This window comes from Rhizobium ecuadorense (assembly GCF_001187535.1).
In the GTDB taxonomy this organism is placed as follows: domain Bacteria; phylum Pseudomonadota; class Alphaproteobacteria; order Rhizobiales; family Rhizobiaceae; genus Rhizobium; species Rhizobium ecuadorense.
Genome location: NZ_LFIO01000947.1, coordinates 44,037 through 63,335, shown reverse-complemented (window position 1 = coordinate 63,335; position 19,299 = coordinate 44,037). Strand labels below are relative to the sequence as shown.

Genomic DNA, 19,299 nt, shown 5'->3' with positions numbered 1-19,299 from the left:
CGCGGCCGGCGTTGCAGCCCGACGCATGGCATCCAAGCAAAGCCGATGTCGTCTACGCCGCCTACACCACCTCACCAAACTCCGCCGCCAGCACCGCATCCTTCAGCGCCCGTGAATAGGGATGCTGCGGATTGTCCAGCACGGGTCGGGCCGGGCCCCGCTCGACGATCTCGCCCTTGCGCATGATGATGATGTTGTCGCTGACGTAATAGGCGGTGGCCAGATCATGGGTGATGTAGATGATCGAGAGGCCAAGTTCGCTCTTCAGCCGGCCGAAGAGGTTGACGATCGCCATGCGCAGCGAGGCGTCGACCATCGAGACCGGTTCGTCGGCGACCAGCAGGCGGGGCTGCGGGATGAGCGCGCGGGCGATGGCGACGCGCTGCTGCTGGCCGCCGGAGAGTTCGTGGGGGAAACGGCCTTTTACCTCTTCGAGCGTCAGGCCGACATGATGGAGCGCGGCATCGGCCATGCGCTCGGCTTCTTTCCGGTCTATGCGCTTTCCCGGGCCCGACAGATTGCGGGCGGTTTCGAACAGGTAACGGTCGACCCGCTTCAGCGGATTGAAGGCTTCGAACGGGTTCTGCAGGACCGGCTGCACCTCCTTCATGAAGGCCTTGCGTTCGGATCGGCTGTGGATGTGCACGGCCCTGCCGGAGAACTCGAGCTGCCCTTCCGTCGGTTCGGTCTGCCCGAGGATCATCGCGGCGATCGTCGATTTGCCCGAGCCGGATTCGCCGACGATCGACAGGATCTCCGGTTCCGCCCCGACTTCGAAGCTGACATCCTTGACCGCGGTGATCAGGCGCCGGCCGAGCATGCCGCCCTGGCGATAGACTTTGGTGACATGCGAGAGGTGAAGCAGAGCGGTCAAAGCTGATCTCCCGTAACGGCAAAACAGGCGACGCGCCGCTCAGGCTCGACGGTGACGAGCGGCGGCACTTTCTGCGAGCAGATCGCCATCCGTTTGGGACAGCGCGGGTGAAAGCGGCAGCCTTCCGGCGGCATGGCAAGGTTGGGCGGACGTCCCTCCAGTGACGGCCGCGTCGTCGCATCGCCGATCTTCGGCAGGCTGCCGACCAGATGCTGGGTATAGGGGTGGAGCGGCTTGCTGAAGAGTTTGGCGGTCGGCGCCTCCTCGACGAGACGCCCGGCATAGACGATGCCGATGCGGTCGGAGACTGTCGCGTGAACGCCCATATCATGGGTGACGAACAGAAAGGACGAGCCCATCTCACGCTGGATTTCGCGGATCATCGACAGCACGTCGCGCTGAACGATCACGTCGAGCGCCGTCGTCGGTTCGTCGGCGATGATGAACTCAGGCGTCAGGATGGTGGCAAGCGCAATGGTCATGCGCTGGCGCATGCCGCCGGAGAGTTCGTGGGGATAGGCATCGAGCAGATGCGGATCGAGCTTCAGCCGCTGCAGATGGGCGGCGACCTTTTCGAAGAAGACCGATTTGCTGACCTTCATGTGGCGGAAGGCGAAATCGGTGAAGGAATGGCGGATCCGGCGCACCGGATTGAGCACATTCATCGAGCCCTGCATGATATAGGACAGATGCTTCCAGCGCAGCGCCATGCGCTCTTCCGGCTTCATCGCGTAAATATCCTGGGTGCCGCCGTTGAAATGGAATTTCACGCTCCCCGACACGACCCTCAGCGGCGGCCGGATGGCGCCGGCGATGGTTTTGATCAGGGTCGTCTTGCCGCTGCTCGATTCACCGGCGACGCCATAGACCTCGCCGCGGCCGATCGTCAGGCTGATATCGTCGACGGCGCGCACTTCGCGATCGACGCCAAAAAGGAAGGCGCGGTAATAGGCTTTCAGATTCTCGATTTCGACCAAAGGGTCCATGCTAACTTCCCATCCGGTTCAGCCGGCTGCGCGGATCATTGTATTCGTTCATCGACATCGACAGCAGGAAGAGCGCCAGGAAGAGGATGACGATGACGGCGACGGGGGCGGCTACCCACCACCATATTCCCGATATCAGCGCCGAATGCGCATTGGCCCAGTAGATCATCATGCCCATGGTCGGCGTCTCGATGTCGGTGAACCCCAGCACCGAAAGGGTGATCTCCATGCCGATCGACCAGATCATGTTGTTCATGGTGGTGGCAAAGACGATCGGCAGCACATAGGGCAGGTGCTCCTCGACCAGGATCTTGCGCATGCTCATGCCGGAATAGACGCTCTGGGTGGTAAACGGCCTGGTCTTCAGGCCGATCGCCACCGAGCGGATCAGCCGCGCATCGTAGGACCAGCCGAGCGAGGCCATGATGACGATCAGCACCGTCCAGGTCATGCTGTCCTTCAGCACGAAATAGAAAAGGATCAGCAGCGGAAATTGCGGGATGACCATGACGCTGTCGTTGATCGCCATCAGCACCCGGTCGACCGCGCCGCCGGCATAACCGGCGACCAGGCCGACGACCAGCGAGATGATGCGCGAGAGAAAAGCGACGCCGATGCCGAAATACAAGGTATTGCGGAGCGCAGTCGTCAGCTGCCAGAAAACGTCCTGGCCGCGCGATGTCGTGCCGAGCCAGTAATCGCCGTCGGGTGGCATGTCGGGCGGCAGCAGATAGATATCCGTCGGGGCGTAGGGCGAGAAATAGGACAGGATGATGAACCCGACGATGACGGCAAACAGCAGCAGGCCGCAGAGAAATTCCAGGTTCTGGCGTGCGAGGTCGCGGACGATGGTAAACATGGCCTATTCCACCTTGATGCGCGGGTCGATCAGCGGGCTCAGAATGTCGATGATGAAGACGGCGGCGGCGACGCCGACGATCGACAAGGCGCTGAGGCCGAGCACCAGGCTGTAGTCGCCGGCATGCACCGCCGAAATCAGCAGGTTGCCGATGCCGGGATAGCCGAAGACGATTTCGGTGATGACGGTGCCGTTGAAGATCGCCCCGAGCGACATGGCAAGCCCGGTGAATTGCGGCACCATGGCGTTGCGGGCGATATAGGAGCGGAGAATTTTCCGCTTCGGTACGCCGCCGAGCTCGGCGAAGACGACGTAGTCATCGGTGATGATGTTGGACACCAGCGCGCGCATGCCGATCAGCCAGCTGCCGGCGCCCACCAGGATCAGCGACAGGGCCGGCAGGATCGAATGTTCGAGAATATCGAGCACCAGCGCAAAGGAGAGATCCAGATTGGCGTTCATCTCATAGCCGCCATTGATCGGCAGCACCGGCCAGAGATAGCCGAAGACGATGAGCAGCACGAAGGCCAGGATATAATAGGGAATGGGAAGCAGGGCGATGCAGACGAGGCTGACCGCCTTCAGCACCATGTTCTTCCGGTAATAGCCGGCGAGCGCGCCGAGCGCGTTTCCGAGCACGAAGGTGATCAGCGTGGAGACCGTCATCAGCCCGATCGTCCAGGGCAGGGACCGCAGAATGATCGTGGAAACGGGCGTCGGAAAGGCCGACAGCGAGGGGCCGAGATCGCCGGTCGCAAGCCGCAGCCAGAAATGCACATATTGCTGCCAGATCGAGCCCTCCATGCCGTAAAGCTCGCGCAGCGACTGGCGCATCAGTTCGATCGCATTCGGATCGGACTGCCCCATCTGGGTGATGGCGCCTATGCTTTCTTCGACCGGATCGATCGGGGTCAGGTGGGTGACGAAGAAGGTGATGCTGACGCCAAGAAAGACGACAAGCAGAAACTGACCGAACCGCTTCAGCACAAAGATCAGATAGGGCGTCATAAGGCAGTGGTTCCTCTCTGGTTTTCCTTTCATCGATTGGACGGCATCGACGGGAAAGGATCGGCGGGCAGAGCCCGCCGATAAGGGGCCGGCGCGTGGCTAAAGCGCCGGCGTTGGGAGGATTATTTCGGTTGAGCCGGCTTCAGCTTGACCATCATCAGCCGGGAATTCGCCCAGTTCGGCACCGGGTCGGTATAGGGGTCCTTGATCGTCGGATAGCCGGTCCAATAGGTCGTATCCATCGAGGTGAAGACGTTATAGGACATCAGCGGGATCGACGGCATTTCGCGGGCGACGAGCTTCAGATAATCCTTGCCGAGCTCGATGCCCTTCGGATCGTCGGCGCTGATGCCGCGGATGCTCTCGATGATCTTGTCGAGCTCCGGATTGGACCAGCGCTGCCAGTTGCGCGGCGGCTGATTATCACCCTTCTTGGCCACGAACTGCGAGTGCCAGCTGTCGAGGAAGAAGGAGAGGTCGGGATCGCCGCCCCAGGTTTCGACGCTCCAGGCGATCGCCACCTGGAAATCGCCGGGCTGCAGCGCCACCTGCCACAGTTTCTCGGTGGGCACCGCCTTGGCGTCGATGCCGAAGGCGGCCCATTGCTGGGCAATCAGCGTGCCGGCGCGGGTGAAGACGGAGCGCGTGTCGCCTTCCACCGTCATCCGGATCCGGAACGGCTGGCCATCCGGGGTCATCCACTTGCCGCCACTCTTCTTGAAGCCAGCCTTTTCCAGCAGTTCGGCAGCTGCTTTCGGATCCGGCTTCCACCAACCATAGCCGAAGGCGTCGCTGATCGCCTGCGGGTCAGTCGGAATCTGGTCCTTGAATTTCGGCTGCTTGCGCAGGAGGTCGGCGATCTGCTGGCCGACCGTCGGATCATAGGGCTTGATCTTGCGTTTGCCGGTATCGACCTCGAAATCCTTGAGCCAATCCTGCATCGGCGCCTGATAGTCTTTCATGGCGCTTGCCGTCGGCGGCACGCCGAGCGCAGACAGCGTCGCTGCCCCGCGGTAGCTCGCCATGTCGACGGCCTTGATGTCGATCAGCAGGGCAAGCGCCCAGCGCACATCGGCATTGTCGAACGGCGCATCCTGGGTGTTGAAGATCAGGGCCGGCAGCGTCGGGTCCGGGTGGGCGAAGGGGAAGCCCGGGAACCAGGTGTCGATGGTCTTCGACTTCTCCTTGAGGGTGAACATGCCCTCCGGCGTGTTGTCGTGAATGATATCGAGATTGTGCTCGAGCTGGGCGATCGTCCGCTTATCCGGCGGGCCCGGATCGGTATAGGTGACATATTTCGGCGCCGGCTCGCCGAAGCGGGCAAGCGAGGTCCGCTGCCAGTCGTCGCGCTTCTCCCAGGTATACCATTTGCCCTGCGGGTCATAGGCCTTCAGCTTATAGGCGCCGAGCGAGACGGGATTGGCGAAATCATAGCGAAGCGGATCCTCCACCTTTTCGAATACATGCTTCGGCATGATCCAGGCGCCGTTCCAGCGCACGGTGAAGATGGCGTGGAAGCGCGAATTCGGCTTCTTCAGCTTGAACACCACGGTCTGAGGATCGGTCGCCTCGACACTTGCTACCTGCACCGTGAAGGCAGCGCTCCAGATCATGCCGGGATGATCCATCTGCGTCTTGACGGTATAGACCACGTCGTCGGCCGTGAATTCGACGCCGTCGCTCCAGAAGAGCCCCTTGCGCAGTTTCACGGTCATCTCGGTGAAGTCGGCATTATATTGCGGCTTGTCGGCGGCGAGCGAATTGTCCCAGGCCGCGCCGCCAAGCCCCTGTTCGGGGTCGATATACCAGAGCGTATCCATGGTCAGCTGCTGCAGACCGGTGGAAACCCCGCCGCCGCCATTGACCCAGATGTTGAACCAGCCGGGATTTTTGATCGTCCCTTCCGGATTTTCGACGATGAGCGTCTCCTTGCGCGGCAAGGAGGTATAGTCATCGGCCTTGGCCGCCGCCGTCAGGCCGAGTGCGGCCAGCGCGACGCCAAATGCGAGCCTCTTCCACTGTTGCATGAACTCCTCCCTAGAAAGCGACGATACGGCGGCCGCAAAGGCACGCATGGGCACGTCGCGGTTGTCGGTTTGCTAAGGCTCGGGACGTCAGGTCCAGAGCTCCAGCGAACCATCCCTCCGGCCCGCCTGCCTCCTCGCAGTCGAGCCGAATCTCTTAAGCCGGGGCCAATCGGCCTTACCCGGCGGCGGCTGTCACACCGACAGCCGAATGACGTTGTAGGACAGCGGCTTCAGCGCCGCCCGCAACCGTCCATCCTCGATCTTGGCGCTCTCGACATTGACCGGCGCGACCGTGTCCTGCCGCTGAGCCGTGTTGACGGCTTCGAGATCGCTGTGGGTCATCTCCACCTGCTCGATCACCCGGGCGGATCCGAAGCCTTCCAGCCGCACATCGAGATCGAGTGCCGTGTTCGGATGGCGGTTGACGGCAAAGAAGGTCAGGCTCCTGCCGTCTTCGGAATGGACCGCCGAGACGTCGAGATAGGGAACGTCGTTTTCCTCGTCACTGTCATAGCTCGGGCCATCGACGACCAGCTGCAGCGCTGCGCCGCGGCCATAGCGGGAGGCGTAGTAGAAGGGGTAATAGATCGTCTGGCGCCAGGCGGCCCCGCCATCATCGGTCATAATCGGGGCAATGACGTTGACGAGCTGGGCAATGCAGGCGATGCGCACCCGGTCGGAACGGCGGATGAAGGTGTTCAGGATGCCGCCGACCTGCAGCACGTCCTCGAAATTATAGACGTCCTCGAGCAGATGCGGCGCATCCGGCCATTCGTCACGCGCCAGGATTTCCTTGTCCTGCTGGTTGGAATGGTACCAGACGTTCCATTCATCGAAGGAAATGCCGATCGTCTTCTTCGAGCGCTTTTTCGCCTTGATATAGTCGATCACGCCGCCGATCGTGGTGATGTAGCGGTCGAGCTTCGTCGCCCGGGCGAGATAGTTCAGCGTATTCTTCTCGCGGTTGGCAAAATACATATGCAGCGAGATATGGTCGGCGCTGTCATAGCACTGCTCAAGCACCTGAGCCTCCCAATCGGGATAGGTCTTCATGTCGGAATTGGACGAGCCGCAGACCACGAGTTCCAGCGACTTGTCGAAGCCGCGCATGGCCTTGGCCGTTTCGTCCGCCAGCCGGCCATATTCATAGGCCGACTTGTGGCCGACCTGCCAGGGGCCGTCCATCTCATTGCCGAGGCACCACAATTTGACATCGTGCGGATTGGCCCAGCCGTGTTTGCGGCGCAGATCGGAATAATAAGTGCCGCCGGGATGGTTGCAATATTCGAGGAAATTGCGGGCCGCATCCAGGCCGCGGGACCCCAGATTGACCGCAAGCATCGGCTTGGTATTGGCCTTCTTGCACCAGTCGACAAATTCGTTGACGCCGATCTGATTGGCTTCGCGGGTGCGCCAGGCAAGGTCGAGACGAACAGGGCGCTCCGAACGGGGGCCGACGCCATCTTCCCAATTATAGGCCGAGACGAAATTGCCGCCGGGATAGCGGCAATAGGGCGTGTCAAGATCCCGGACGAGATCGAGCACGTCACGGCGGAAACCGTCCTCGTCGGCTGTTGGATGTCCGGGCTCGTAGATGCCGCCGTAGATCGCTCTGCCGAGATGCTCGAGAAATGAGCTGTAGAGCCTGGCGTCAATGGTCGCGATGCGGAAATCGCGGTGGGCAACGACATTCGTCTTCAACGGATCCTCCCGTTTATGTATCAGGAATTTTGTTTTCTTGCCTCTAACTTGATATCAGGAATGTCGTTCTGTCAACCAACTCGCATCTTTTGTCATACTAATTTGGATTTCGAAAAAAATCGTTGTATTACAATATTTTGTCTCGATTTTGCGGCCGTAAAATCCGGAAGGTAGCGCTATTTTTAAATCAGTATTTCCGATATTGATTGCTCACACATGCAGCCGCATGATGATGTCGCGTCCATGATTTCCGAAGCCGCGGCCGAAAATATTGACGCCGCCGGTATGACCGGCATTTTCGGCGATGCCGACCCGCAACCGGATGGAGGAGTGCTGGCCGAGCGCCAGATCGCCGAGCGTGACATTCGATGCAGCGAGGCCATCGATGAAGGTGCCGCGCGTCGAGATGCGCCAGGTCTTCATCATCCCATATTGCGAGCCCTCGAGCTTCCACCAGGCCGGTGTGAAGGCGCCGCGCTTGTCGCCGTAATCGCCTGGAGAGGTCCAGGTGCCGATCGCCATGCCGTTGACCCAGAGCGTGATGTCGGAGGGCCAGTCCGCATTGGTGCCGGGCACTTCCGACGACAATTCCAAGGAGAATTCGATGGCGCGGATATCCTTGTTCAACACCTTGGCATTGTTGGGGAATTTATATTCGACATAACCCCGGCCGAACCAGACGAGCCCGGCCTGCATGCGCTGCGGATCAAGGAAATAATCGGGCACATCGAGAGGACCGATGACGCTTTCGCTGGAGCAGAGGCCGCACGGCGCATGCACATCGCAACTGGTATAGAGCCCCACCGGCATCTCGACTTCGATGATATTATTGGCCCGCTGGGCGGCGCTCTCCTCGAAGCTGATCAGGATTTCGCTATAGACCGCCGAGCAGATCTTCTGGTTCCCCTTCCGCGCCTTCGCCAGCCGGGATTCGACGAGGCCGGCCTCTTCCAGGATCTGGATGCCGGTCGCTACAGTCGATTGCGGCAGGGAAAGCGCCTGGGCGATATCATTGATATTCATCGGCCCTTTGGCGCAGAGCAGCTTCAGCATCTCGACCCGCGCCGGCGCCGAAAGCGCCCGGATCGCCTCATTATTTTCGCCGGCGGCGATCGTCAAAAACGAACGTTCCATCATCCCCCCAAGAATTCCCGAGGGAATGATGTATATCGGAAATTGTGATACATCAAGTGGGGTGTTTAAACAATTGATGGAATGAGGCGGCGTGGTTCCGGCCTCGCGGGTATGACTCCCGAGGCCACACTCTCGAGCGGGAAATGCCAGCTCTGGCATTTGGGTTCTGCTGAGCAATAGACTGATTGGTCTGCGGCGGTGCCATGGAAAATTGTATTTCGCGGAAAAAACCGTGAGAAAGTACTACCGAGCGAATCGAGACAGAATTTGGAGAGTAAAATGGCGCGGAAGGCCCCGCGACGCGGAGAGCTGTTTGAGATCGATCTCGGCGATGGTCGTTACACCGTTGCAATGGCTTTAAAACATCCCTTGGTCGTTTTTTTCGACGTGATTTCAGGGGGCGAAATTGCACCCCAACCAAACACCGACATGTCGCTTGCCTTCAGATGCTGGGTCATGGATAGCGCGTTCCGCGGAACTGGCTGGCGAAGCATGGGTGTCTTCGAGCCAAATCCGGATTGGGAAGATATAGCTTTCGTAAAGACTGATGTCATTTCTGGCGCGGTAAAAGCATACCGGGACGGCGTCGAGGTACCTATCACAATTAGTGACGCCGCACTGATGGAACCAGCCGCCGTGTGGAGCGGGAACCATGTTATCGATCGTCTCAGGGATCATTTTGACGCGAAGCCCAATAAGTGGCTTGAATCTTTAAAAAATGTCGGGGGCGGGGTATCCGGGATCAGGAAATGATCTGAGGATGCTCTGCGCCGATAGTGCCGAGATGCAACTCATCGATCTGCCAAGAAATCTCACCCGGCAGCAATTGCCGGCTCCGCAGTTTCTGATCCACCCCCAACGTTGGACCGTCATCGCAGGCAGAATAGCTCAAAGCGAGGGGCAATTTCGAAGATGAGAAATTAGGATTTTACGAGCGCCGTTCTTCGCACCCTTGTGACCAAAGCCAGCATGTCATTCGAAGAGATTTCCAGATGATTCAGGATGCTGAAATGCCACTCAGGAAGGTCAAATCTGAGCTGGATAAAACAATGGCCGACATTGATTTCATGAAGATCAGCGGCCTCTTGTACGGTCGGAAGGGTGACTGTGAGATCCAGAAGCTTGTTGAATGGAACCTGTTCGGCAGGCCGATCAACAACTTCGCATGCGATTTCGGGCTGCGAAACTCGGATGCCCTGAAATTTTCTGAAGAGTGTTTGAAGCTTTATAGTGGGGCGTTTTTCGGATCCGAAAGTCAGGCGAATTGGCCATTCAATGTGAGATGCCAGCTCGGGCAATATTATTCATGGGGGGTGCGCAGCTCGTTACAGCTGAGCGACTACAATCAGAACCTGTTGCTGATGCTCGACAAAGCCCGATCCGATATCCTGAGGTTCACCGGCGAAAAAGCAGGATCGGTCAGCACGATAGAGGAGTATTGCGATTTACTGATCGGCAACCCCGATTGGATGCCATGGGATTGGTCGCATGGCGCGGCAAGAGCAGCTGAATATGTCTTTGTCGCATCAAAGATCGGCATAAGTCCATCTGATATGCGGGGTAATCTCGCGCAATATGAAAATGTAAACATCAAATCGGGACTCAACAGAAGCGTTAACGTTCATGAATATCTGGAAAAAGTAATTCGCCACCTTGAGATAAGTCGTGGGGTGGCGAAATGACAGAAGATGAGCGTGAACTGATCATGGAGCTCGTTGCGCTGCCTTACACCAGATTCGCCAGGGAAGCGATTTCGAAACAGGCGTTCCTCGGGCGATTTCGGGACGGGGGAGACGGGAAGGTTCTAGCAAAGGAACTCTTAGCCGAGGCGATCGAATCGAAGATTGCAGATGACGTGGAATGCGCATTGATCGTTGGCTTCAGCTTCGGCTTTACCAATGAGAGTCTGGATCTCCTTTTGCAGTTGCTACAGGAGGGCTGGCATTTCAAGCATGAGGATGTTGTCTCTGCTCTGGCCGATCTGAAAGCACCGGAAGCCGTCGAGGCCCTTTACGAAGTCACCCATTGGGTCCCGAGCTATTTGGAGTTTGACGACGCCCGAGCGCTTGCCGTCAAAGCTATTTGGGCACTCGGCGCGATCGCCGACCCCCGGGCGCAGGCCTTCTTGATGGCGTTAAGCACGGATCAAAATATCATCATCCAGCAAAACGCATTAAAGCAGCTGTCGATGCGGGCGGGAAGGTTCACGTAGCGGATGGGTTGCTGAAGCTCACTCGACCTTATAGGCAGAATTATCGTCAGCGGAAGGGCGCACGGGCAATGAAATATATAAAGGTCAAATGGCTGCATTCGCTGCCGGACATGCCCGTGCTTCTCTACAGCGAATTGGATCCTGATATGTGGGAGGTCCGAAAGGTCGAGGCCTACGCCGACGGCACGACAGACTTTGCCGATTGTGATGAGAGTTCGGGCAGCACCGAGCTGGGTATCGAACCTTGCCCTTTATTGGAGGTCATCGCGGCCGATCCCGAGTTTGAACCGGAGGTGATATCGAGAGAAGAGTTTGAGGCGGTGTGGCAACACGCAAAAGGGACGGCTAGAGCGAGGGGCGTCCGGAATGATCGGACGAACCTCAGCATTGGCTCAACAGCTGACGACGACGGATAGCACCCTGACAGCCTGAAAGATCGGAAGGCAGATCACTATGGATTCTATTTCAAGGCTGTGCGCCTGGTTCGAGCGCCAATGCGTGGGCGAATGGCATGAGGACCATGGAATCAAAATCGATACCATCGACAATCCTGGTTGGTCGATGAAAGCCGATCTCGCGGGAACGGGCCTTCAGAACAAGGAGTTTCCGGAGATCCGAGTTGAACGATCGCAGCATGACTGGTTTGTTGCTCGCAGAAATGATCAAGCCTTTGAGGCATTTGGTGGGCCAATGAACCTCAATGAAATGATTGAAAGTTTCCTCGCTTGGACGGAATAGTTGCCGCTGAGAGCGTGAGGGTGGCTTTGCAAGGAATGGAATGTCAATGCCGACTGGACGTAAAATAACCCTCCTGCCACGCAGCCTTACCTCGGCCGATTTGCCTGATCCATTCTGGGAAATCGATCTTCTCAAGGAGCAGGGTTATGAAGCTCCGGATCCCGCCAGGGTGAAATTTCAACTATCGCTAGACATTGGACCAGTTGGCTCCGCGGCGGCAGATACCTTTCAATGTATAGTTGTTACGGAGGAGCTGAAGAGCACTCTGAGGGGAAATGCGAAAATTATCTTGATGGATACATATAGCTACGGCAAATTCAAGGAGAATATTCTCTCAATAATTGCCAATTGCGAGGCTGATACCTGGTACGGCTGCATAGTAAATCTTCGAAGATATTTCTCATGGGAATATGAAGGCATGTATAGCGAAGCAGAAATTCGAAGGCTTAACGATCGATAGTTGCATGTGCCAGAAGGTGTAATGGCCTGGGGATGTTGAAATGGCTTACATTGCTGCGACAAATGAATGCGGGTTGATAATAAGAAAAGCCGCTCTGATTGAAAAGAAGCTTTCCCGCCAAGTCCTTGTCGAAGTGATGCAGGGCATCGATCTCATTGCGGAAAACGGGGATCTCCTGACGTTCGGACCCTTGTTCGGGGAAGAAGCCTACCGGGCAATCATGGGGCGCCTCGAAGCGGCCGGTCTTGACTATGTGGACGATTATTTCGGCCTGGATATGCCGGTGCCCTCCTGGATTGAAATTGGTGTTCAATGGCGAAGCTGAGGATCGGCGATATTGTCGAGATCAACACGGCGAAGGGATTGGCCTACGCGCATTACGCGCATAAGCACAAGCAATATGGTGCGTTGCTGCGCGTATTCGGGAAACTCTTTGATGCCCGGCCTGATAGTTTCGCCGATCTCGTGTGCAGCCGACCGGCGTTTATGTGCTTCTTTCCGCTTAACGCGGCCGTTCATCGACGTATCGTATCAATCGCAGGCGATGAGGCGCTGCCATTTGAAGCCAGGAAATTCCCTGCATTCCGTGCTGGTGTTGTAGATCCGGCTACGCGAAAAGTAGACGTTTGGTGGCTGTGGGATGGCGAGAAAGAATGGCCGATCGGGCAGTTAACTGCCCAACAACGTCAGTTCCCGATTCGAGGAGTATGGAACGATACATTATTGGTCGAGCGAATTGAATCTGGCTGGACGCCGGAAACAGACCCGACGTAGGGGCAGTAGACAGGGCACTATCGGCGACCTGCTTGGCGGCGTCAAAACGACCACCGGCCCCCAGTGGCGACTCTGTCCTTCAACGCGGCGCTGCGGCTGCCGTGCCTGGTGCTGGCATAAGAGCTGTACTGGAAGGTACGGGTGGCGGTGGGTGGCGAACCATCACAGGGTATCTACACCATGACGACAAATGATATTGCTGGCCTGAGGTCATTCCTCGGCGGATACTTCCACGAAGATTGGGAGATGGATGCGTCCGAGCCTGACGAAGTCATCGCCCAGTTTTTGAGAAGCAGGCCTAGCCGGGACGAGATCGATCGAATCATTGCTCAGATCGGTCGCTACCTGGGCGAAAAGAACGATGCGGTTATCGAGCGTGGTTTGCTCGAAGAATTGGGTTGCTACTACTTGCCAACTGCGGACGATATGAGCGCGCGCAATTGGCTTAAACATGTCGTCGACCTTCTCAGTAAAGGGTGAGTTGCGGCCAAGCTCAGCTCTTGCCGCTGCTCCTCTTCTCGTCCGACGTGACGAACCCGATAGACCGTTTGGGTGGATCCGGGGTATGCCGATGCCAGCCGGCTGATCCGCAAAAGCCATCGAAATTCGAGTAACCATGGCAATGACTGGGGATAAATATGAACAGCGGCGATCTTTCTCAGCGATCAACACTCGACCTGATGAGCGTCATCCATGTGAGGGATTCCAGTCATGAAAATAAGTATGAGGCCACGGAATCTCTTCTCAAAAGATGGCGGCAAGGAATTGACTTAGGGCCTCTCGTCAACCTGCTTCTTTCAGAGAGTTCGCGTGATCGTCTCCGCGGCGCAAGCTATATCAGTGAATTGGGGCAAGAGGTTGAGGGCTTGAATGTGGCTGCGACAAGGCTCGCTGATGACGCCCTCCCAACCTGTCGCAGGGCGTTCGTCGAATATGTCGAAAATTCAGCCTACTATGAACAAGCGGTCGCGAAGGCGCTAGCCAAGTGCCTGTTAGACACAGATCTCTACGTGAGGTCGGCCGTCATTGCATGGGCCAGCCGTACATCCGATGAGACGTTTGAGGACTTTTCCCGGATGGTCGGAACTGGAGCCGGTCGCCGAGAGCCTAGATTCCGCAATCCTCTTAGCAATGATTTTTGGAACGAATCTAGCCTAAGACGTGCCGTTCGAGGCCTCGATATCATTCGTCGTCTCCGCGAAGGTAAGCAGATCCCCCAGATCAGGACAGACTTTCCGGGAGAGGACAGCTTTATATTCGATATCGTTGAATTTTCGCAGACGCGGCGCGAGCGCCTTGCCAGATGGCAAAAAAGATGACCTTGTCCTCTTTCCGCTTTGGCGGCGTCCAACACCTTCCGCCTAATGAAAGATCGCAAGGATTTGGGTTCGCTAAATCTGCTCGTTATCACGATCTGCTCGATCACATTGCCGAGAAAATTCCATTTTTGAAGCGGTCGGTTGCCGGGGGTACCCGATGTGGCACCTGAAACACCGATCCTATCAGGGACTACCGAACCAAATTCAACTCAGCAACTTTAACATAGTCCCATGAACGACCAGTCGAAGATTGAGCATTTCATTGAACGAATCGTGGCCGGCGCTTCACAAGCTCAGCTGGAAATCGAGTCCCGGGAACTCGACTTGAACGAAGTCGGCCTACATGGTCGAACACCGCTCATGGTCTCGGCGGCTGAAGGTTTGCTTGCAGCGGTTGAGACGCTGGTGCGGAACGGTGCATCAGTACACGCGACTGGTCGCGGTGAAATGACGGCGCTGCACGAGGCATCTGCGAATGGCGAAGCAGGCGTTGCAAACTACCTACTATCCCTTGGCGCGGACGTGAACGCCGAGACCGTCGATGGGGTGACCCCGCTGATGTGCGCGGCGGCCTGGGGAAACACCGAAGTTGCAAAGCTATTGTTGGAGAACCACGCGGACCTGACAAGGACCGATCGCACTGGCGCAACGGCCGCCGATATTGCACGCGAGAAAGGTGAGGACGACACCGCGGACCTGATCAACTCATACTCGTCGCAGAGGCGATTGTTGGGATCATGAGTCGATGTCGACTGGAAGTAAAATAACCGGCGTGCCACGCAGCCCTACCTCGGCCGGCTTGCCATCGGCGATGATCCCAGCCCAGCCCAGCGTCGCGAGATTGATGACTTAAACGCGTGGTTTGGCGATGGGGCGGAGCAGGACTTCTCATCGAGGTTAAGCGGCCCATGCTGGTGCGTCCAGCATGGCGTAGTATCGTTCTTCGGCCTCGACTGGCGGAATGTTTCCGATAGGCTCCAGAAGGCGATGTTTGTTGAACCAGTCGACCCATTCGAGCGTGGCGAAACTCCACGGCTTCGAAGTTACGCCACGGCCCTCACCGGTGGATGACCTCGGCCTTGTAAAGACCGTTGATCGTTTCGGCGAGCCTGGGAGGCGGAGCTTCAAGATCGAAAAAACGAAGAGAAGAAAAGTAATCAAGATAAAAAAGGTGGGAATGATGATAGACACAACGAAAGCGAGAACAACGCAAATGGCGGAACCTGGGGGCAAAAATCAAGATAGGTATGGTCTCTCATCCCATTCAACTGCATCGTTGCTTGACTTGATAAAGGATGAAAAGATCGCCGACGAGGACTTAAAATTTGATGCTCACCTACACTTGATCAGAAGGTGGCAGGATGGCCAAGATTTGGACTTCCTTGTTGGGTTCTTGATTTCTCCAATTACTGAGGAACGATTGAAGGGCGCTTACTATCTCGGTGAATCGGTGCCCAAAAACGAGGTCGTGAGGGATGCCGCAATCGAGCTTGCCGATGACCCCCTCGGCTATTGCCGACGGATATTCATCCAATACGTTTTAATTTCGAATCTTTATGATGACGTCGTTGCTGCTCGCTTGGCAAGCGGCCTATACGATTTCGACATCCACGTTCGAATTGAAACAATAAATTGGGCAGCCTCCACGCACGACCAAAGATTTGACCATTTTTCCAAATTAGTTTTGTCGGGGGCGGGCGCCAGAAAGCCTGAACCCTGGCGGGCCTTCGACCTCAAGCGCGGTGCGAGAGGGCTGGAAATTGCACGACGCATAAGAGACGGCGAGGTCATCGAGAAGATTGCGGAGGACACGCCGGGCGAGGATAGCTTCACCTTCGACTACCTAAAGAATTTTGAGGGCCAGTTATCGCGCTATCGAGAAAAACGCAAGGCACACCCGTTGCACTAGGATCCGTTGAGATTCATCGTGAGTTTATGACTGCTGCGCTCGCCTCCGGTTGCAGGTCTGCATCCGTCAGCGTCCCCAGGAAGGCGACGATGTCGTCGATCTCGGGGTCGGTCAGCGCCGGGGCGTCGCCCGGCTTCCGGCCGAAGGGCGGATCCTGGTTGAGATTGCCCCAATAGGCTTGCGGCAGGTCGTCATATTTGCGCACCGAGCCGTCGGCATTTTTCGGATACCAGCGGCCGGGATCGCTGTCGCGGGTGGCGTAGAAGGAGACGACGTCGCGCAGCGTGTGGAAATAGCCGTTGTGGAAGAAGCTCTTTTTCAGCGCGACATTGCGCAGCGTCGGCGTGCGGAACAGGCCACAATATTCGCTGTGCCCGGCAAGGTCGGTACGCTGAGGGCCGCAGAGGCCGAGATCGTGATAGTTGGGGTCACTGTTGGCCGGGATCGCCATGTTGCGCGGGGCGGCAAGGCCGAGGAAGCCGAAATCGGAAAATTGCGGCGGCTCGCCGTCATTGGCGGGTTCGCTCAGGTGGCAGCTCGAACAGTTGCCCTTTGCGGGATCCTCGAACAGCTGGCGGCCGTGCAATTCCTGCGCGCTCAGCGTCGCCTTGCCGGCGAGAAAGGCGTCGTAGCGGCTGGAATAGGGATAGAAGTCCGGGCCGCTCTGCTCGAAGGTGGCGAGCGCCTCGGCGGCAGCGTCGAACGTGTCCTGCGGATTGTCCAACACGCTGTCGCCGAAGGCTGCCTTGATGGCGTTGGCATAGGGCGCCTTGCGCAGCTTGGCCGCGACCTCGGCCGCATCCTTGTTGGCCATCTCGAAAGGTGAGAGCAGCGGGATCTTCGCCTGGTCGGCGCCGTGATCGACACGGCCGTCCCAGGTCAGGCCGCCGGTCGGGCCGTTGTCGACGCTTTCGTCGCCCTCGTCCTCGGAATCGTAATAATGCTCGCTGAAGGACGGCACCGCCTGCAGATAACGCAGCGTCGGCACGGCGCGCAGGCCCGGCTGGTGCATATCCTTTCCGCCCATCTCGACCGGCTTGGCCGATGCCGGGCCGAAGGCGTGAGCGGGGTCATGGCAGGAGGCGCAGGCCTGCAGCCCCGAGGCCGATAGCGATGGATCTGAGAATATCTTGCGGCCGAGCGCGGTCAGCGTCTCGGCCCGGGCGAAGGCCTCGGCGCGCGACATCGGGCCGGGATTGATGCCGAGGGCGACCGCCGCGCTGCTTTGCCGCAGGGGCAGAATGACCAGACAGAGCGCCGCCGCACCGATTCCGGCCGCCAGACCGGAGCGCGCCAGCCCCGTGATTTTCGTCGTCATGATAAGGATTCCAATAGCTTGGGACTGCCACCCATCATGATCGAACCTCGCTGCAACAATTTGATGACGGCCTTCTGCTGCGACCCCACGGCAAGCCCGACGTCACAAAGTTGATAGATGGCGGGAATAGCGTCGGTGCGCCCCCGAGCGTTTCCCGCTCCCTCTAGCCAACGCCCCCAGCCATGAGGTTATCCCGTGAAAAGACTGAAACTCCTCAACGCCCTCTGTCTCGCCGGATCGGCGATGGTGCCGCTCGCGATAGTGACGGCAGCCGACGCCGCTCCCGCCGGTTACGACAAGATCGACAATATCGTCGTCATCTATGCCGAAAACCGCAGCTTCGATAATCTCTACGGCGGCTTTCCCGGCGCCGATGGTCTTTCCAATGTCAGCGCCGATCAGGCGCGCCAGCTCGACCGCAATGGCCAGCCGCTCGCCGAACTGCCGCCGGCCTGGGGCGGGCTGACCGCCAAGGGTGTCACGCCTGCCATCACCGAGGCGCAGTCGGCCCATCTCGCCAATGCCAGCTTCGCGATCGACGATCCCAAGGGTTTCGCGCAGGCGCCGTCGGTCATCACCCGCGATCTCTGGCACCGCTTTTACCAGGAGCAGATGCAGATCGACGGCGGCAAGAACGACAAGTTCGTCGCCTGGGCCGATTCCGGCAGCCTGGTCATGGGCCATTATGACGGCTCGATCCTGCCGATGTGGCAGGTGGCGAAGAAATACGTCCTTGCCGACAACTTCTTCCAGGGCGCCTTCGGCGGCTCTTTCCTCAATCACTTCGCGCTGGTCTGCGCCTGTGCGCCCTATTACCCGGATGCCGACAAGAGCCCGGCCAAGCCGGTGATCGCCAAGGTCGATGCTGACGGCACTTCCTTGACCGTGGCGGAGAACGCCCCGAAATCGGCGCTGGAAGGCGCCCCGAAATTCGTTTCCGACGGCACGCTGACGCCCGATTTCTACGCCGTCAACACCATGCAGCCGCCCTATCAGCCAAGCGCCAATCCGCCGGCCAAGGATGGCGATCCGGCCCTGGCCGACCCTGCCGCGGCGACGACGCTGCCGCCGCAGCATGCGGTGACCATCGGCGACCTGCTGTCGCTAAAAGGCGTCAGCTGGGCGTGGTACAGCGGTGCCTGGCAGGCGGCGCTGGACGGCAAGAATGCGACGCCGGTGCCGAACTTCCAGTTCCACCACCAGCCGTTCAACTATTTTGCCAATTTCGCGCCCGGCACCCCGGCGCGCGCCGAACATCTCAGGGATGGCGGCCTTGCCGGCGAAGCCTTCCTTGGAGATATCGACGCAGGCAAGCTGCCGGCGGTTTCCTTCTACAAGCCGCAGGGCAACCTCAACGAACATGGCGGTTATGCCGATGTTTCGAGCGGCGACCAGCATCTTGCCGATATCGTCTCGCACCTCGAGAAGAGCCCGCAATGGGGCCATATGCTCGTCATCGTCACCTATGACGAGAATGGCGGCTTCTGGGATCACGTCGCGCCGCCGAAGGCCGATCGCTGGGGCCCGGGCAACCGTATCCCGGCCTTCATCATCTCGCCCTTCGCCAAGGGCGGCAGCGTCGATCACACCCAGTACGACACGACGTCGATCATCCGCCTGATCACAGCGCGCTACGATCTGCCTGTTTTGGCCGGCATCGTCGCCCGCGACGAGGCGCTACGCAACAACGGCCAGCCGCCGATGGGCGACCTGACCGCCTCGCTCGACCTGACGCATTGACACTTGCGGACGGCCTTGGCGCTGACCGGGGCCGCCCTTTCCCGTGCATGGCGTCATCAGCGCAGCAGCGGCCGCAAGGCGGCCTAACGGCAGCCCGACGACGCAGGCGGTGGTGACCTCTTCGCCGCGTACCAACGGCACGGGCGAGGTGTTCAGCCGCACCTATTATGACGGTCTCGGCCGACCTGGGCGGGTGGAGACGCCGGGAGCGTCCGCAACTACTGCGTGAACTGGTACGCC

21 protein-coding genes and 1 pseudogene are annotated in these 19,299 nt (G+C 58.4%); 13 read left to right on the top strand and 9 right to left on the bottom strand.

The window, feature by feature from the left end:
- Positions 1-61: 61 nt before the first annotated feature.
- The 7 genes from AF337_RS17015 to AF337_RS16985 all read right to left on the bottom strand — a co-directional run bounded on the left by AF337_RS17015 (position 62) and on the right by AF337_RS16985 (position 8,589).
- The gene (locus AF337_RS17015; RefSeq protein WP_049732977.1) at positions 62-874 is read right to left on the bottom strand and encodes an ABC transporter ATP-binding protein; all 813 of its coding nucleotides are present in this window, start codon (positions 872-874) and stop codon (positions 62-64) included.
- Complete coding sequence (locus tag AF337_RS17010) at positions 871-1,860, bottom strand: ABC transporter ATP-binding protein (protein ID WP_049732976.1); 990 nt, start codon at positions 1,858-1,860, stop codon at positions 871-873. Before AF337_RS17010 ends, AF337_RS17015 begins: the two co-directional genes overlap by 4 nt.
- A gap of 1 nt (position 1,861) precedes the next feature.
- A complete protein-coding gene (locus AF337_RS17005; RefSeq protein ID WP_049732975.1) occupies positions 1,862-2,719 on the bottom strand; it encodes an ABC transporter permease in 858 nt (285 codons plus the stop codon).
- Between the two features lie 3 nt (positions 2,720-2,722).
- Positions 2,723-3,727: an ABC transporter permease gene (locus AF337_RS17000; protein WP_049732974.1), complete on the bottom strand. Its 1,005-nt coding sequence runs from the start codon at positions 3,725-3,727 to the stop codon at positions 2,723-2,725.
- Between the two features lie 122 nt (positions 3,728-3,849).
- The gene (locus tag AF337_RS16995) at positions 3,850-5,754 is read right to left on the bottom strand and encodes an ABC transporter substrate-binding protein (RefSeq protein ID WP_049732973.1); all 1,905 of its coding nucleotides are present in this window, start codon (positions 5,752-5,754) and stop codon (positions 3,850-3,852) included.
- A gap of 192 nt (positions 5,755-5,946) precedes the next feature.
- The gene (gene arfA / locus AF337_RS16990) at positions 5,947-7,455 is read right to left on the bottom strand and encodes an arabinosylfuranosidase ArfA (protein WP_049732972.1); all 1,509 of its coding nucleotides are present in this window, start codon (positions 7,453-7,455) and stop codon (positions 5,947-5,949) included.
- Between the two features lie 210 nt (positions 7,456-7,665).
- The gene (locus tag AF337_RS16985) at positions 7,666-8,589 is read right to left on the bottom strand and encodes an ArsR/SmtB family transcription factor (protein WP_049733024.1); all 924 of its coding nucleotides are present in this window, start codon (positions 8,587-8,589) and stop codon (positions 7,666-7,668) included.
- Between the two features lie 279 nt (positions 8,590-8,868).
- On the opposite strand from AF337_RS16985, the gene AF337_RS16980 reads away from it, so the two are divergent.
- The 11 genes from AF337_RS16980 to AF337_RS16930 all read left to right on the top strand — a co-directional run bounded on the left by AF337_RS16980 (position 8,869) and on the right by AF337_RS16930 (position 14,833).
- Entirely contained in the window at positions 8,869-9,342 is a 474-nt protein-coding gene (locus AF337_RS16980; RefSeq protein ID WP_049732971.1) for an Imm26 family immunity protein, read from the top strand.
- A gap of 239 nt (positions 9,343-9,581) precedes the next feature.
- Positions 9,582-10,271 carry a hypothetical protein gene (locus AF337_RS16975; RefSeq protein WP_049732970.1) on the top strand — a complete coding sequence of 230 codons (690 nt, stop codon included), beginning with the start codon at positions 9,582-9,584 and terminating at the stop codon, positions 10,269-10,271.
- A complete protein-coding gene (locus AF337_RS16970) occupies positions 10,268-10,801 on the top strand; it encodes a HEAT repeat domain-containing protein (RefSeq protein ID WP_049732969.1) in 534 nt (177 codons plus the stop codon). Before AF337_RS16975 ends, AF337_RS16970 begins: the two co-directional genes overlap by 4 nt.
- A 68-nt stretch (positions 10,802-10,869) precedes the next feature.
- The gene (locus AF337_RS16965) at positions 10,870-11,217 is read left to right on the top strand and encodes a DUF6881 domain-containing protein (RefSeq protein WP_063844337.1); all 348 of its coding nucleotides are present in this window, start codon (positions 10,870-10,872) and stop codon (positions 11,215-11,217) included.
- A 37-nt stretch (positions 11,218-11,254) separates the two neighbouring features.
- The gene (locus tag AF337_RS16960) at positions 11,255-11,539 is read left to right on the top strand and encodes an immunity 53 family protein (protein WP_049732968.1); all 285 of its coding nucleotides are present in this window, start codon (positions 11,255-11,257) and stop codon (positions 11,537-11,539) included.
- A 46-nt stretch (positions 11,540-11,585) separates the two neighbouring features.
- Entirely contained in the window at positions 11,586-11,999 is a 414-nt protein-coding gene (locus tag AF337_RS16955) for an Imm8 family immunity protein (RefSeq protein WP_049732967.1), read from the top strand.
- Between the two features lie 40 nt (positions 12,000-12,039).
- Entirely contained in the window at positions 12,040-12,324 is a 285-nt protein-coding gene (locus tag AF337_RS16950) for a hypothetical protein (protein WP_049732966.1), read from the top strand.
- The gene (locus AF337_RS16945; RefSeq protein WP_049732965.1) at positions 12,312-12,773 is read left to right on the top strand and encodes a hypothetical protein; all 462 of its coding nucleotides are present in this window, start codon (positions 12,312-12,314) and stop codon (positions 12,771-12,773) included. Before AF337_RS16950 ends, AF337_RS16945 begins: the two co-directional genes overlap by 13 nt.
- Positions 12,774-12,953: 180 nt before the next feature.
- On the top strand, positions 12,954-13,253 hold the full coding sequence (locus AF337_RS16940) for a contact-dependent growth inhibition system immunity protein (RefSeq protein WP_152971111.1): 300 nt from the start codon (positions 12,954-12,956) through the stop codon (positions 13,251-13,253).
- Between the two features lie 158 nt (positions 13,254-13,411).
- On the top strand, positions 13,412-14,092 hold the full coding sequence (locus AF337_RS16935; protein ID WP_049732963.1) for a hypothetical protein: 681 nt from the start codon (positions 13,412-13,414) through the stop codon (positions 14,090-14,092).
- Positions 14,093-14,323: 231 nt separating this feature from the next.
- Positions 14,324-14,833, top strand: a complete 510-nt coding sequence (locus AF337_RS16930) for an ankyrin repeat domain-containing protein (RefSeq protein ID WP_049732962.1) — start codon at positions 14,324-14,326, stop codon at positions 14,831-14,833.
- A 156-nt stretch (positions 14,834-14,989) separates the two neighbouring features.
- On the opposite strand, the pseudogene AF337_RS40565 reads toward AF337_RS16930, so the two are convergent.
- Positions 14,990-15,200: pseudogene (locus AF337_RS40565) on the bottom strand (IS3 family transposase); the annotation flags it as partial.
- Between the two features lie 264 nt (positions 15,201-15,464).
- On the opposite strand from AF337_RS40565, the gene AF337_RS16925 reads away from it, so the two are divergent.
- A complete protein-coding gene (locus AF337_RS16925; RefSeq protein WP_152971110.1) occupies positions 15,465-16,001 on the top strand; it encodes a hypothetical protein in 537 nt (178 codons plus the stop codon).
- A 13-nt stretch (positions 16,002-16,014) separates the two neighbouring features.
- Here the strand turns inward: AF337_RS16925 and AF337_RS16920 are convergent, their stop codons facing one another.
- Positions 16,015-17,319, bottom strand: coding sequence for a cytochrome-c peroxidase (locus AF337_RS16920; RefSeq protein ID WP_049732960.1), 1,305 nt, complete (start codon positions 17,317-17,319; stop codon positions 16,015-16,017).
- A 195-nt stretch (positions 17,320-17,514) separates the two neighbouring features.
- On the opposite strand from AF337_RS16920, the gene AF337_RS16915 reads away from it, so the two are divergent.
- Positions 17,515-19,059 (top strand): acid phosphatase, encoded by a 1,545-nt coding sequence (locus AF337_RS16915; protein WP_049732959.1) that lies wholly within the window; start codon positions 17,515-17,517, stop codon positions 19,057-19,059.
- Positions 19,060-19,299: the final 240 nt, after the last annotated feature.